This window comes from Streptomyces sp. NPDC042638 (genome assembly GCF_040647235.1).
GTDB classification, from domain to species: Bacteria; Actinomycetota; Actinomycetes; order Streptomycetales; family Streptomycetaceae; genus Streptomyces; species Streptomyces rameus.
The window spans coordinates 12,792-26,079 of sequence record NZ_JBEZBT010000023.1 but is presented as its reverse complement, the minus strand read 5'-3'; the positions used below and the strand labels follow the sequence as shown (position 1 = coordinate 26,079).

Genomic DNA, 13,288 nt, shown 5'->3' with positions numbered 1-13,288 from the left:
GGGCCCGTGATTCCCGTCTGCCGCCTCGAAGACCTCCCCGAGGGCGAGTCCGTCCGCGTCGCGACCACGCCGCCGGTCGCCGTGTTCCGCACCGAGGGCGGCGAGTTGTACGCCATCGACGACACGTGCACCCACCAGGACGCCTCCCTCTCCGAGGGCTGGCTGGAGGGCTGCCTGGTCGAGTGCCCGCTGCACGCGGCCGCCTTCGACCTGCGCACCGGCGAACCGACCTGCCTGCCTGCCCGGCGCCCCGTGCGCACTCACCGCGTCACCGTGGAGGACGGTGTCGTGCACGTCCACCTCGGCGCGGAGGAGGGTACGGCCGCATGAACTCCGCCGGACACCCCGCGCGCGCCGCCACCGGCCGTCCGGCCGGTACGGCGCCGGCCCGTCGCCACCGCCCCGCCCCCGGGCCCGACGCCAGGAGTGGTGCCCCAGACGCCAGGAGCGGTGCCTCAGACGCCAGGAGCCGTGCCCTATGAGGACCGTGACCATCGTCGGAGCCTCCCTCTCCGGACTCCACGCCGCACGCGAGCTGCGCGCCCAGGGCTTCGACGGCCGACTGGTGATCGTCGGCGAGGAACCCCATCACCCCTACGACCGCCCCCCTCTCTCCAAGACCTTCCTCACCGGAGGCGCCGACGAGAGCCGGCTCGCGCTCACCGACGCCGAGGAGACCGCCGGACTCGACGCCGAGTGGCTGCTCGGGGTGCGCGCCCGCGGCCTGGACCCCCGTGGCCGCACCGTCCTCCTCGACGACGGCCGTACCGTGTCCACCGACGGCGTCGTCATCGCCACCGGTGCCTCCGCCCGCCGCCTGCCCGGCAAGAGCCTCGCCGGCGTGCACACCCTGCGCACCCTGGACGACGCCCGCGCCCTGCGCGCCGGCCTCACCCGAGGGCCCCGCCGGGTCGTCGTCATCGGCGGCGGCTTCATCGGCGCCGAGACCGCCTCCTCCTGCGCCCGCCTCGGCCACACGGTCACGGTGGTCGAGGCCGCTCCGCTGCCCCTCGTGCCCCAACTGGGTACGGCGATGGCCGCGGTGTGCGCCGCGCTGCACCGCCGGGGTGGCGTGGAGCTGGTCACCGGGACCGGCGTGGCCACGCTCCGGGGCGCCGCCACCGTCACCGGGGTCTGCCTCACCGACGGCCGCACCCTGCCCGCCGACATCGTGATCGTCGGTATCGGTGCCGTCCCCAACAGCGCCTGGCTGGCCGGCTCGACACTCGTCCCGCAGGACGGTGTGCCGTGCGACGACGGCTGCGTCACCGCCCTGCCCCAGGTCGTCGCGGTCGGCGACGTCGCCCGCGTCGGCGGGATCCGGGCCGAGCACTGGACCTCCGCCACGGAACAGCCCCGCGCCGCCGCGGCCAACCTGCTCGCCGGCCGCACCCTCGTGACCGCCCGCACGCTGCCGTACTTCTGGTCCGACCAGTACGACTCCCGGATCCAGTTCGCGGGCCGGCACCGCGAGGGCGACACCGTCCGTGTCACCGAGGGCGAGATCACCGACGACGGTCTGCCCGGCGAGTCCGGCTTCCTCGCCCGCTACGAACGGGACGGCCGCACCGTCGCCGTGCTCGCGGTGGACCGGCCCCGCGCCTTCCTGCGGGCCCGGCGCGAACTCCGGCGGGAACCGCAACGGGACGAACGGGCGCCGGACGGACGCCAGGGCCGGGAGCGGCAGGAGACGGAGCCCGCTGCGCTGTGACGGGCGGCGGGCGGCACCGCCGCCATCGACGGGGCCGGGCCGGCCGGAGTGCGCCCGGCCCTCGCCCCACCGCCGTGCCGTCCGCCTCGGTCAGGAGTGCGACAGCCGTCCGGCGCCGCCGGTCCGGCGTATCCGCTCCTGTTCCCGCAGGGCCGCCCGCTCCTGGCGGCGGCGAGCGCGCCGCTCCCGGCGCAGGGCCCGGGCCGTGCTGCTCGGCTCGGACACCACGCCGTACCGCTGGCTCCACACTTGGCGGGTCACCCACACGTCGACCACGGCCCAGGTGGCCACCACCGTGCTCGCCACGCTGCTGATCACCATCGGGAACGCCGCCCAGGAGCCGGCCAGCGTGCACAGGAACGCCACCATCGCCTGTATGAGCGTCACCGCGATGACGAGGACGGCCCGCACCACCGCCGCACGCACCGGATCCGGCGTCGGATGCCGCCGCGCGGGCTCCTCGACCCACAACGGCCGGTAGCTCTGCCGCTGTTCCTCACCGGCCGGCCGCCCGGGCCGCCCGGATTCCGGGATGCCGTGCCCCGGCTCCTTCCGGTCCCACCGTGCCTGCGTGCGCCCGGCCACGCTCTCCCCGGGCGCCTCGCGCCGCCCCGCCGTCCTCATCACCGTGTCACTCCCCACCGCCGACAGACCGCTCGCCTCCGACGTCCGAAGACCCCGGCTCCCCAGTGGCTGCCCGGCTTGCGCTGTTCTACGCCGCCGGGGTGCGGCATGCGGCTCCTGTGGCCCATTCCGCCCCCAATTCCCATAGAGAAGGACGAACGAGACCACCCGAAGATTCCCCCACGGCGAAAAAATCCGGCCAACCGACCCTCCTTGAGACCGCCGCCGACCCGGCAGGTGCGCCCGGATCGTGGTGGCAATCTCCCCCAATGCCCGGACAACTCGCCATCTCTCGCCGCCAGTGCGGAAGTTCACCCTCCGGACGTGTCTTCGAGTTATCTGTGGGGCGGTAGTAGGCTCGCGCCGTTTGTTGACGGACATGAGCCCCCGGCCGGCGGGGGCCGAGCTGGGGGAGGCCATGCGCTTTCGCGGGAAGTCGATCCGCCGGAAGATCGTGGCGCTGCTTCTCGTGCCGCTGGTGTCCCTGACCGCCGTCTGGGGCTTCGCCACGGTACTCACGGGTCGCGAGGTGGCCCAGCTGTTCCGCGTGTCCGACGTCGTCGAGAACATCGGCTATCCCACCGAGGACACCGTGCGCGCCCTCCAGCAGGAGCGCCGCCAGACCCTCGTCTACCTCGCCGACCCGCGGGCCGCCGAGGCACTCACGGGACTGCACCGCACCCGCACCGCCACCGACCGGGCGATCACCACGGTCCGCAGGAACCTCAAGGACTACCGGTCCCATCTGGACGCCGACGACATCGAACACCTCACCGCCCTCCTGGACACCTTCGACGGCCTAGGCTCCCTGCGCCGCAGCGTCGAGGAGGGCACCGTCACCCGCGCCCAGGCGCTCGACCTCTACGACCGTCTCGTGGACCCCTGCTACGCACTGCTCGCGGTCCTCGACGGCATCGACGACGTCGACGCCGACAAACAGGCCCGCGCGCTGGTCAACCTCTCCCGCGCCCGCGAGCTGCTCTCCCGCGAGGACGCCCTGCTCGGCTCCTCCCTCGTCGTCGGCCGGCTCACCCCGGACGAGACCCGTGCCATCTCCGACCTCGTCGCCCAGCGCACCCTCCTGTACGACATCGGCCTCCCGCCGCTGCCCGCCGCCGAGCGCGAGCGCTACGAACGCTTCTGGAAGAACGCCACCACGGCCCCGCTGCGCACGGCCGAACAAAGCGCTGCCACCACGAAGTCCGGCACCCCGCACGGTGTCACCGCGAAGAGCTGGGACTCCGCGGCGGCGACCGTCCTGGACGAACTCGGCACCCTGGACGACCAGGTCGGCGACCGCTTCCAGGACCGCATGCGCCCCGTGGCCATGGGCGTCATCATGCAGGCCGCCGTACCGGGCCTCCTCGGGCTGGTCGCACTCCTCGTCTCCGTCCTCCTCTCCGTCCGCGTCGGCCGCGCCCTCATCCGCGACCTGCGCCAGCTCCGCCTGGAGGCCCACGAGGCGTCCGGTGTCCGCCTGCCCAGCGTGATGCGCCGGCTGTCCGCGGGCGAGCATGTCGACGTCGAGACCGAGGTACCGCGCCTGGAGTACGACAAGAACGAGATCGGCGAGGTCGGACAGGCCCTCAACACCCTGCAGCGCGCCGCCGTGGAGGCCGCCGTCAAGCAGGCCGAACTGCGCTCCGGTGTCTCCGAAGTCTTCGTCAACCTGGCCCGCCGCAGCCAGGTGCTGCTGCACAAGCAGCTCACGCTGCTGGACAGCATGGAGCGCCGGACCGAGGACACCGACGAACTCGCCGACCTGTTCCGCCTGGACCACCTCACCACCCGTATGCGCCGGCACGCCGAGGGCCTGGTGATCCTCTCCGGCGCCGCGCCCTCCCGGCAGTGGCGCCGGCCCGTGCAGCTGATGGACGTCGTCCGCGCCGCCGTCGCCGAGGTCGAGGACTACGAGCGCATCGAGGTCCGGCGGCTGCCCCGGGTCGCCGTCACCGGACCCGCCGTCGCCGACCTCACCCATCTCGTGGCCGAACTCCTGGAGAACGCCACGGTCTTCTCGCCCCCGCACACCGCCGTCCAGGTCATCGGAGAGCGGGTCGCCAACGGCTTCACCCTGGAGATCCACGACCGGGGTCTCGGAATGACGGCCGAGGCACTCCTGGACGCCAATCTGCGCCTCGCCGAGACTCCCGAGTTCGAACTCTCCGACACCGACCGGCTGGGCCTGTTCGTGGTCAGCCGCCTCGCCCAGCGCCAGAACGTCCGGGTCTCCCTCCAGCCGTCGCCGTACGGCGGCACCACCGCCGTCGTGTTCATCCCCGACGCGCTGCTGACCGACGATGTCCCGGACACCAACGGCATCGGCTTCCGGCTCGACCGGGACCGCCCGGCGACGGGCACCGGGCAGGCGCTGGGGCGTACCGCCGGGCGGTCCAGGGCGCCGCTGCAGCTGCCCGGTCTGCCGACGTCCCTGCTCGACGGCCCGGTGGAGCTGGAGGCGCCCGTCGATCTCGACGCGCTGGACGGCTTCCCCGGCTCCCTCGACGACGAGGACAGCGAGCGCGGCGGCCTGTTCCGCCCCCGCCGCCCCGGTCCCGGCGACGAAGAGCAGCAGGGGGCCACGGCGCCGGCCGACCGGCAGTCCCGCGAGGAGACCGCCGACCACGGACCCCTGCCGCTGTCACGACGGCAGACGCCCAAGCTGGTCAGCTCGCACGGCAAGCCCGTCACCGACCAGCGCAACCGCCGCGGCGAACAGGACCGGGGGCCCTCCGCCGCCCCGCCCCGCTCCGACACCGCAGGCCCCGCCCCGCTGCCCACCCGCCGCCGGGGCACGGCCTCCCGGCGCCCCACCGGACTCGCCGAACGCGCCGGGGACAGCGCCCCGGCCCCGGCCGACAGCGGCCAGGGAACGCCCGGAACCCCGGCCGACAGCGGCCAGGGAACGCCCGGACCCCCGGCCGACAGCGGCCAGGAGCCGTCCGGAGCCCCGGCGCTGCCCAGGCGTACCCGGTCCGAGGCACGGGGCACGGGCGGCCCGGCGGACCCGGCACCGCCCCATGGGGGTACCTCCGCACCCGCCGGTGACGCGGCCCCGGAGCCGGGCGCCGGTCCGCTGCCCCGGCGCATACGCCAGGCCAGCCTGGCTCCCCAGCTCAAGCACGACTCCGAACGGCGCGCCGAGACCGCGGCGCAGCCCGCCGACCGCGACGCCGACGAGGTCCGCAGCCGAATGGCCTCGCTCCAGCGCGGCTGGCAGCGTGGCCGGGAGGAGAACGCCGCCGGCGACGAAGCCCGGGACGGCACAGCACGAGGAACGACTAAGGGGGACGGTCGATGACCGCACCGAAGGCCACCGGCCACACACCGGCGAACAAGGGGGAGCTGAACTGGCTCCTGGACGATCTCGTCGACCGGGTCGCCAGCATCCGCAAGGCCGTCATCCTGTCCGGCGACGGACTGGCGACAGGGGTTTCCAAGGACCTGACCAGGGAGGACAGCGAGCATCTGGCCGCCGTGGCGTCCGGCTTCCACAGCCTCGCCAAGGGCGTCGGGCGCCACTTCGACGCGGGCGGCGTCCGGCAGACGGTGGTCGAGCTGGACGGCGCCTTCCTCTTCGTCACCGCCGCCGGCGACGGCAGCTGTCTCGCCGTCCTCTCGGACGCCGACTCCGACGTCGGGCAGGTCGCCTACGAGATGACACTCCTGGTCAAGCGGGTCGGCGTGCATCTGGGCACCGCCCCGCGCACCGATCTGCCCGCGGACGGGTAGTGGGATGACATGAGCGGAGACGGTCAGGGAAGAAGCCACTGGTTCGACGACGAGGCCGGGCCGGTCGTCCGGCCGTACGCCATGACCCGGGGCCGCACCACGAGCGAGGCCCAGCACCGCCTCGACCTGATCGCGGTGGTGGTCACGGAGCCCGACGCCGGCGATCCGGAACCGGACCCGACGCTGTCCCCTGAACACGTGGACATCGTCGGGCTCTGCCGGGACGAACCGCAGTCGGTCGCCGAGCTGGCCGCGGAACTGGACCTGCCCATCGGTGTGGTCCGGGTCCTCATCGGGGACCTGGTGCACTGTGAACTCGTCCATGTGACCCGCCCGGTGCCCCCGGCGGAACTCCCGGACGAAAGTATTCTGCGCGACGTGATCAACGGCCTCCGGGCGCTGTGACCGGCGCGGAAGCGAGGTAGTGACGTGACTGGCTGGCAGTTCTGGGTCGACCGGGGCGGTACCTTCACCGACATCGTCGCGCGTCGCCCGGACGGCCGGCTGCTCACGCACAAGCTGCTGTCGGACAACCCGGCCCGGTACGCCGACGCCGCCGTGGCCGGGGTGCGCGAACTCCTCGGGGACTCCCCGGAGCCCGTCGAGGCCGTCCGCATGGGCACCACGGTCGCCACCAACGCCCTGCTGGAACGCACCGGCGAGCGCACACTCCTGGTCGTCACCCGCGGCTTCCGCGACGCCCTGCGGATCGCCTACCAGAACCGCCCCCGCATCTTCGCCCGCCGCATCGAGCTGCCCGAGCTGCTCCACGAACGGGTCGTGGAGGTGGACGAGCGCCTCGCCGCCGACGGCACCGTCCTGCGCGCCCCCGACCTGGACGCCCTGGCCGGCCCGCTCCGGCAGGCGTACGACGACGGGATCCGCGCGGTCGCCGTCGTCTGCCTGCACAGCCACCTCCACCCCGGCCACGAACGCGCCGTCGGCGAACTCGCCGCCCGCGTCGGCTTCCCGCAGATCTCGCTGTCCAGCGAGGTCAGCCCGTTGATGAAGCTCGTGCCGCGCGGGGACACCGCCGTCGTGGACGCCTACCTCTCGCCCGTACTGCGCCGCTACGTGCGGCACATCGCCGAGGAGCTGCGGGACGTACGGCTGATGTTCATGCAGTCCAACGGCGGACTGACGGAGGCCGGACAGTTCCGCGGCAAGGACGCCATCCTCTCCGGACCGGCCGGCGGCATCGTCGGCATGGCCCGCATGTCGCAGCGCGCCGGATTCGACCGCGTCATCGGGTTCGACATGGGCGGCACCTCCACCGACGTGTCGCACTTCGCCGGCGAGTACGAGCGCGTGTTCACCACACAGATCGCGGGCGTCCGGCTGCGCGCCCCCATGCTGGACATCCACACCGTCGCCGCCGGCGGCGGCTCCGTCCTGCACTTCGACGGCTCCCGCTACCGGGTCGGCCCCGACTCGGCCGGCGCCGACCCGGGCCCCGCCTGCTACCGCGCCGGCGGCCCGCTCACCGTCACCGACGCCAACGTGATGCTCGGCCGTATCCAGCCCCCGCACTTTCCCGCCGTCTTCGGACCCGGCGGCGACCAGCCCCTGGACGCCTCCCTCGTCCGTGACCGGTTCACCGCCCTCGCGCGCGAGATCCACCGGCGCACCGGCGACGACCGCACCCCGGAGCAGGTGGCCGAGGGGTACCTGCAGATCGCCGTCGCCAACATCGCCAACGCCGTCAAGCGGATCTCCGTCCAGAAGGGCCACGACGTCACCCGCTACGCCCTGACCACCTTCGGCGGGGCGGGCGGCCAGCACGCCTGCCGGGTCGCCGACTCCCTCGGCGTCCGCACCGTCCTCGTACCCCCCATGGCCGGCGTGCTGTCGGCACTCGGCATCGGCCTCGCCGACACCACCGCCATGCGCGAACACTCCGTAGAGGCACCTCTGGAAGCCGCCGCCATGCCCGGCATCCGCGAGACGGCCGACGCCCTGGAGGCCGCCGCGCGCGCCGAGCTGCGCGCCGAGGACGTCGAGGAGGACCGCGTCCAGGTCACCCGCCGCGCCCAGCTCCGCTACGACGGCACCGACACCACCCTCACCGTGGAGCTGGCCGAGCCCGACGCCATGAAGGACGCCTTCGAGGAACGTCACCGCGCCACGTACTCCTTCACGCTCGACCGGCCCGTCGTCGTGGAAGCCCTCTCCGTCGAAGCCACCGGCATCACCGCACCCCCCGATCTCTCCGCCCTCGCCCCGTACGACGGCAGCCCCCGCGCGCCCGCCACCGTCCGTCTCCACACCGGCGGCGCCTGGCGCGACGTACCCCTCCACCGCCGGGAGGCCCTTCCCCCCGGCGAGCCCGTCACCGGCCCCGCGATCATCACCGAGGCCGGTGCGACGACCGTCGTCGACGACGGCTGGCGGGCCGCCGCGACCGATGACGGGCAGCTGCTCATGGAACGCGCGGCGATTACGCAGAGTTCCCGTCTCGACACGGAAGCCGACCCGGTTCTGCTGGAGGTCTTCAACAACCTCTTCATGTCGATCGCCGAACAGATGGGCGCGCGACTGGAGTCCACGGCCCAGTCCGTGAACATCAAGGAGCGGCTGGACTTCTCCTGCGCCCTGTTCGACCCGGACGGAAACCTGGTGGCCAACGCCCCCCACATCCCCGTCCACCTGGGGTCCATGGGCACCAGCGTCAAAGAGGTGATCCGCCGGCGCGGCTCCGCCATGCGGCCGGGCGACACCTACGCCGTCAACGACCCGTATCACGGCGGCACCCACCTGCCGGACGTCACCGTGATCACCCCCGTCTTCGACACCGAGCACGCGACCGGCACGCACAGTGAGCCGCGGATCCTCTTCCACGTCGCCTCACGCGGTCACCATGCCGAGATCGGCGGCATCGCCCCCGGCTCCATGCCGGCCGACAGCCGCACCATCGAGGAGGAGGGCGTCCTCTTCGACAACTGGCTGCTCGCCGACAACGGCCGCCTCCGCGAGGAGGAGACCCGCCGGCTGCTCACCGAGGCGCCGTACCCGTCCCGCAACCCGCACACGAACATCGCCGACCTGCGCGCCCAGATCGCCGCCAACCGCAAAGGCGTCGACGAGGTCCGCCGCATGATCGAGGAGTTCGGCCTCGACGTCGTCCAGGCCTACATGCGGCACGTCCAGGACAACGCCGAGGAGGCCGTCCGCCGCGTCATCGACGCCCTGGACGACGGTGAGTACGCCTACGAGACCGACTCCGGCGCCGTCATCCGGGTCAGGGTCCGCGTCGACCGCACCGGACGCCGGGCGGCCATCGACTTCACCGGCACCTCCGCGCAGCTCGCCACCAACTTCAACGCGCCCCTCGCGGTCGTCAACGCGGCCGTCCTGTACGTCTTCCGCACCCTGGTCGACGACGACATCCCGCTCAACGACGGATGTCTGCGCCCCCTGGACATCGTCGTGCCGCCCGGATCGATGCTCGCTCCCGAACCGCCCGCCGCCGTCGTCGCCGGCAACGTGGAGACCTCGCAGGCCATCACCGGCGCCCTCTACGCCGCGCTCGGCGTCCAGGCCGAGGGCTCCGGCACGATGAACAACGTCACCTTCGGCAACGAACGGCACCAGTACTACGAGACCGTCGCCTCCGGATCCGGTGCCGGTGACGGCTTCCCCGGCGCCGACGTGGTGCAGACCCACATGACCAACTCCCGGCTCACCGACCCGGAGATCCTGGAGTGGCGGCTGCCGGTCAGGCTGGAGGAGTTCGCCGTCCGGCGGGGGAGCGGCGGCCCAGGCCGGTGGCGGGGCGGCGACGGCGCCGTACGCCGCATCCGCTTCCTCGAACCGATGACCGTCTCCACGCTCTCCCAGCACCGCCACGTGCCGCCGTACGGCATGGCCGGCGGCGCCCCCGGAGCGCTCGGCGCCAACCGGGTGGAGCGGGCCGACGGCACGGTCACCGACCTCGGCGCGAGCGGCTCGGCCGACGTCGGTCCCGGCGACGTACTCGTCATCGAAACCCCCGGTGGCGGCGGCTACGGCAGGCCGTCGCCCGACACCCATCAAGCAGGAGAAGAGATCGATGATCTTCGGGCGTTCTGAGCGAGGCAAGCCTCCGGTCGAGCCCGTCACGCTCAAGATCCTGGTCGCCGGCGGCTTCGGCGTGGGCAAGACGACCCTCGTCGGCTCGGTCAGCGAGATCAGGCCGCTGCGCACCGAGGAACTGCTCACCGAGGCCGGGCGGCCCGTCGACGACACCAGCGGCGTGGAGGGCAAGCACACCACCACGGTCGCCATGGACTTCGGCCGTATCACGCTGCGCGAGGACCTGGTGCTCTACCTCTTCGGCACGCCCGGGCAGGAACGGTTCTGGTTCATGTGGGACGAACTGTCCGAGGGCGCGCTCGGCGCCGTCGTGCTCGCCGACACGCGCCGCCTGGAGGACTGCTTCGCGGCCATCGACTACTTCGAGCGGCGCTCCATACCGTTCCTCGTCGGCGTCAACTGCTTCGAGGGGGCCGCCCGCTACCCCGGCGACTCCGTCCGGCAGGCACTCGACCTGGACGACGACGTGCCCGTCCTGCTGTGCGACGCACGGGACCGGGAGTCGGTCAAGGAAGTGCTCATCGGGCTCGTCCGGCACGCGATGGACTACGCGGCCCACCGCCGCAAGGCCGCCATCGGCTGACCGGCGGGCACGCGGCGTGCGGCCCGCCGACGCCGGCCGACGGGCACGGCCCGTACCCCCGCCGACTGGGGTACGGGCCGTGGTCCTGTCCGGAGCGCCCACGCGCTCGTGGGGTGGCCCCGCGCCGCTACGTCCCGTCCTCCCCGAGCCAGCCGAAGCTCTTCTCCACGGCCCTGCGCCAGTTCCGGTACTCGCGGTCGCGGACCGACGTCTCCATCGCCGGTGTCCACTCCGCGTCCTTGCGCCAGTGCGACCTCAGCTCGTCCAGGCCGCTCCACACGCCCGTGGCCAGCCCGGCGGCGTAGGCGGCACCCAGGCAGGTCGTCTCCGGCACCCGGGGCCGGATCACCGGCACGCCGAGGACGTCCGCCTGGTGCTGCATGAGCAGGTTGTTGCGGGTCATGCCGCCGTCGGCCTTCAGCGAGCTGATCCGCACCCCGGAGTCCTGGTACATCGCGTCCACCACCTCCCGGGTCTGCCAGCTCGTCGCCTCCAGCACCGCGCGCGCGAGGTGGGCCTTCGTGACGTACCGGGTCAGGCCGGTGACCACTCCGCGCGCGTCGGAACGCCAGTAGGGCGCGAACAGGCCGGAGAACGCCGGCACCACGTAGGCGCCGCCGTTGTCGTCGACGCTCGCCGCCAGCGTCTCGATCTCGTCGGCGCTGCGGATGATCCCCAGCTGGTCGCGGAACCACTGGACCAGCGCACCCGTTATCGCTATGGACCCCTCCAGGCAGTACACCGGCGCCTCCCCGCCGATCTTGTAGCCCATCGTCGTCAGCAGGCCGCTCTTGGACGGCACCGGCCGGTCGCCGGTGTTCAGCAACAGGAAACTGCCGGTGCCGTAGGTGTTCTTGGCGGTGCCGACGTCGTAACAGGTCTGCCCGAACAGGGCCGCCTGCTGATCGCCCAGCGCCGAGGCCACGGGCACCCCCGACAGCTGCCCGACGGCGGTGCCGTACACCTCGGCGGATGACCTGATCTCGGGCAGCACGGCCTCGGGCACGTTCATCGCGGACAGGAGGGAGGGATCCCACTGGAGGGTGTCCAGGTTCATCAGCATGGTGCGGCAGGCGTTCGTGACATCGGTGACGTGCCGGCCGCCGTCGGTGCCGCCCGTGAGGTTCCAGATCAGCCAGGAGTCGATGGTGCCGAACGCGATCTCACCGCGCTCGGCCCGCTGCCGCAGACCGGGGACATGGTCCAGCAGCCAGGCCGCCTTGGGACCGGAGAAGTAGCCGGCCAAGGGCAGGCCGGTGCGCTCGCGGAAGCGGTCCTGGCCGTCCGTGCCGCCCAGTTCGACGCAGAGCGCCGCGGTGCGGGTGTCCTGCCACACGAGCGCGTTGTGCACGGGCTTGCCCGTGGCGCGGTCCCACAGAACCGTCGTCTCCCGCTGGTTGGTGATGCCGACGGCGCTCAGCTGGTCGGCGCGCAGCCCCGCCCTGGCCAGCGTCCCGGCCACCACGGCCTGCACCTTGGACCAGATCTCGGTGGCGTCGTGCTCCACCCAGCCCGGCTTGGGGAAGATCTGCCGGTGCTCGCGCTGGTCGACGGCCACGATCGCGCCGCTGTGATCGAAGACGATGCAGCGGCTGGACGTGGTGCCCTGGTCGATGGCGGCGACGTATGTGCCTGCGGTGTCCGTCATGGCTGTCCCTGGGTCGCTGGGTGGAGTCGCCGGCCGCAAGGCCGCCGGGGCTGGGGAGCCGTGGTGGAGGCGAGAGGTGGGTGGGGCTGGAGAGCCGTGGGGGAGGCAAGGCCGGTGGCGACCGGTGGCTCAGAAGGCGGCGTTGTAGATGAGGCCGGCGAGCGCTCCGCCGGTCAGCGGGCCGACGACCGGGATCCAGGCGTAGCCCCAGTCGGAGGTGCCCTTGTGGGGGATCGGCAGGAGGGTGTGCACGATGCGTGGGCCGAGGTCGCGGGCCGGGTTGATGGCGTAGCCGGTGGGACCGCCGAGGGAGAGGCCGATGCCCACGACGAGGAGGGAGACGATCAGCACGGTGGTGCCGGACTCGCCGAGCCCCTTGGTGAGCCCGAAGGCGAGGACCGGCAGGACGAGCGCGACGGTCGCGATGATCTCCGTGACGAGGTTGGCGACAGGGCTACGGATCTCCGGGACGGTCGAGAAGATGCCGAGGGTCGGCACGGGCTCGTGGGCGGTGCCCTCCGTGGTGCCTTCCGTGCGGACGTTGGCCCGGAACTGGGCGAGGTACACGAGATAGGCCAGCACCGCGCCCAGCATGGCGCCGGCGGTCTGCCCGAGCAGATACACCCAGACCTTGTCCCACTTGCCGGTGTCCACGGCGATGCCGATCGTCACGGCGGGATTGAGGTGACCGCCGGAGAGGGGCGCCGCGGTGTACGCGCCGGCGAGCACACCGAAGCCCCAGCCGAAGGCGATCACCACCCAGCCCGAGTCCCGGGCCTTGGAGTACCTGAGGGTGACGGCGGCGCAGACCCCGGCACCGAACAGGATCAGGATCGCGGTGCCGATGACCTCGCCGACGAAGATGTCCGCGTTGCTCATGGCGGCTCCCTTGGCGCCGTCAGGGGGCGATCGGCCCCGG

At 72.9% G+C, this 13,288-nt stretch carries 10 protein-coding genes; 7 read left to right on the top strand and 3 right to left on the bottom strand.

All coding sequences use genetic code 11. The annotated features are described in order from the left end of the window. Positions 1–6: 6 nt before the first annotated feature. Positions 7–330 carry a bifunctional 3-phenylpropionate/cinnamic acid dioxygenase ferredoxin subunit gene (locus tag AB0B40_RS19900; protein ID WP_345059010.1) on the top strand — a complete coding sequence of 108 codons (324 nt, stop codon included), beginning with the start codon at positions 7–9 and terminating at the stop codon, positions 328–330. 148 nt (positions 331–478) lie between these two features. Continuing rightward, a complete protein-coding gene (locus AB0B40_RS19895) occupies positions 479–1,711 on the top strand; it encodes an FAD-dependent oxidoreductase (protein ID WP_345059008.1) in 1,233 nt (410 codons plus the stop codon). A 90-nt stretch (positions 1,712–1,801) separates the two neighbouring features. On the opposite strand, the gene AB0B40_RS19890 is transcribed toward AB0B40_RS19895, so the two are convergent. Then, positions 1,802–2,335, bottom strand: a complete 534-nt coding sequence (locus tag AB0B40_RS19890) for a hypothetical protein (RefSeq protein WP_345059006.1) — start codon at positions 2,333–2,335, stop codon at positions 1,802–1,804. Between the two features lie 418 nt (positions 2,336–2,753). On the opposite strand from AB0B40_RS19890, the gene AB0B40_RS19885 reads away from it, so the two are divergent. The 5 genes from AB0B40_RS19885 to AB0B40_RS19865 are packed head-to-tail and all read left to right on the top strand — an operon-like array spanning position 2,754 to position 10,721. Beyond that, a complete protein-coding gene (locus tag AB0B40_RS19885) occupies positions 2,754–5,636 on the top strand; it encodes a nitrate- and nitrite sensing domain-containing protein (RefSeq protein WP_362264814.1) in 2,883 nt (960 codons plus the stop codon). Beyond that, positions 5,633–6,067 (top strand): roadblock/LC7 domain-containing protein, encoded by a 435-nt coding sequence (locus AB0B40_RS19880; protein WP_345059004.1) that lies wholly within the window; start codon positions 5,633–5,635, stop codon positions 6,065–6,067. Before AB0B40_RS19885 ends, AB0B40_RS19880 begins: the two co-directional genes overlap by 4 nt. Positions 6,068–6,076: 9 nt before the next feature. Beyond that, complete coding sequence (locus tag AB0B40_RS19875; protein ID WP_362264754.1) at positions 6,077–6,472, top strand: DUF742 domain-containing protein; 396 nt, start codon at positions 6,077–6,079, stop codon at positions 6,470–6,472. 24 nt (positions 6,473–6,496) lie between these two features. After that, positions 6,497–10,135 (top strand): hydantoinase B/oxoprolinase family protein, encoded by a 3,639-nt coding sequence (locus AB0B40_RS19870; protein WP_362264752.1) that lies wholly within the window; start codon positions 6,497–6,499, stop codon positions 10,133–10,135. Next, positions 10,116–10,721 (top strand): ATP/GTP-binding protein, encoded by a 606-nt coding sequence (locus AB0B40_RS19865; RefSeq protein ID WP_345058998.1) that lies wholly within the window; start codon positions 10,116–10,118, stop codon positions 10,719–10,721. Before AB0B40_RS19870 ends, AB0B40_RS19865 begins: the two co-directional genes overlap by 20 nt. Positions 10,722–10,848: 127 nt before the next feature. Here the strand turns inward: AB0B40_RS19865 and glpK are convergent, their stop codons facing one another. After that, positions 10,849–12,369, bottom strand: coding sequence for a glycerol kinase GlpK (glpK, locus tag AB0B40_RS19860; protein WP_362264750.1), 1,521 nt, complete (start codon positions 12,367–12,369; stop codon positions 10,849–10,851). A gap of 129 nt (positions 12,370–12,498) precedes the next feature. Then, positions 12,499–13,248 (bottom strand): MIP/aquaporin family protein, encoded by a 750-nt coding sequence (locus tag AB0B40_RS19855; RefSeq protein ID WP_345058996.1) that lies wholly within the window; start codon positions 13,246–13,248, stop codon positions 12,499–12,501. Positions 13,249–13,288 lie beyond the last annotated feature (40 nt).

What these genes read in the sequence shown, in the direction of transcription:
- AB0B40_RS19895 (WP_345059008.1), top strand. Translation starts at nt 479, where the DNA reads ATGAGGACCGTGACCATCGTCGGAGCCTCCCTCTCCGGACTCCACGCC.
- AB0B40_RS19890 (WP_345059006.1), bottom strand. Translation starts at nt 2,335, where the DNA reads ATGAGGACGGCGGGGCGGCGCGAGGCGCCCGGGGAGAGCGTGGCCGGG.
- AB0B40_RS19885 (WP_362264814.1), top strand. Translation starts at nt 2,754, where the DNA reads ATGCGCTTTCGCGGGAAGTCGATCCGCCGGAAGATCGTGGCGCTGCTT.
- AB0B40_RS19880 (WP_345059004.1), top strand. Translation starts at nt 5,633, where the DNA reads ATGACCGCACCGAAGGCCACCGGCCACACACCGGCGAACAAGGGGGAG.
- AB0B40_RS19875 (WP_362264754.1), top strand. Translation starts at nt 6,077, where the DNA reads ATGAGCGGAGACGGTCAGGGAAGAAGCCACTGGTTCGACGACGAGGCC.
- AB0B40_RS19865 (WP_345058998.1), top strand. Translation starts at nt 10,116, where the DNA reads ATGATCTTCGGGCGTTCTGAGCGAGGCAAGCCTCCGGTCGAGCCCGTC.
- glpK (WP_362264750.1), bottom strand. Translation starts at nt 12,369, where the DNA reads ATGACGGACACCGCAGGCACATACGTCGCCGCCATCGACCAGGGCACC.
- AB0B40_RS19855 (WP_345058996.1), bottom strand. Translation starts at nt 13,248, where the DNA reads ATGAGCAACGCGGACATCTTCGTCGGCGAGGTCATCGGCACCGCGATC.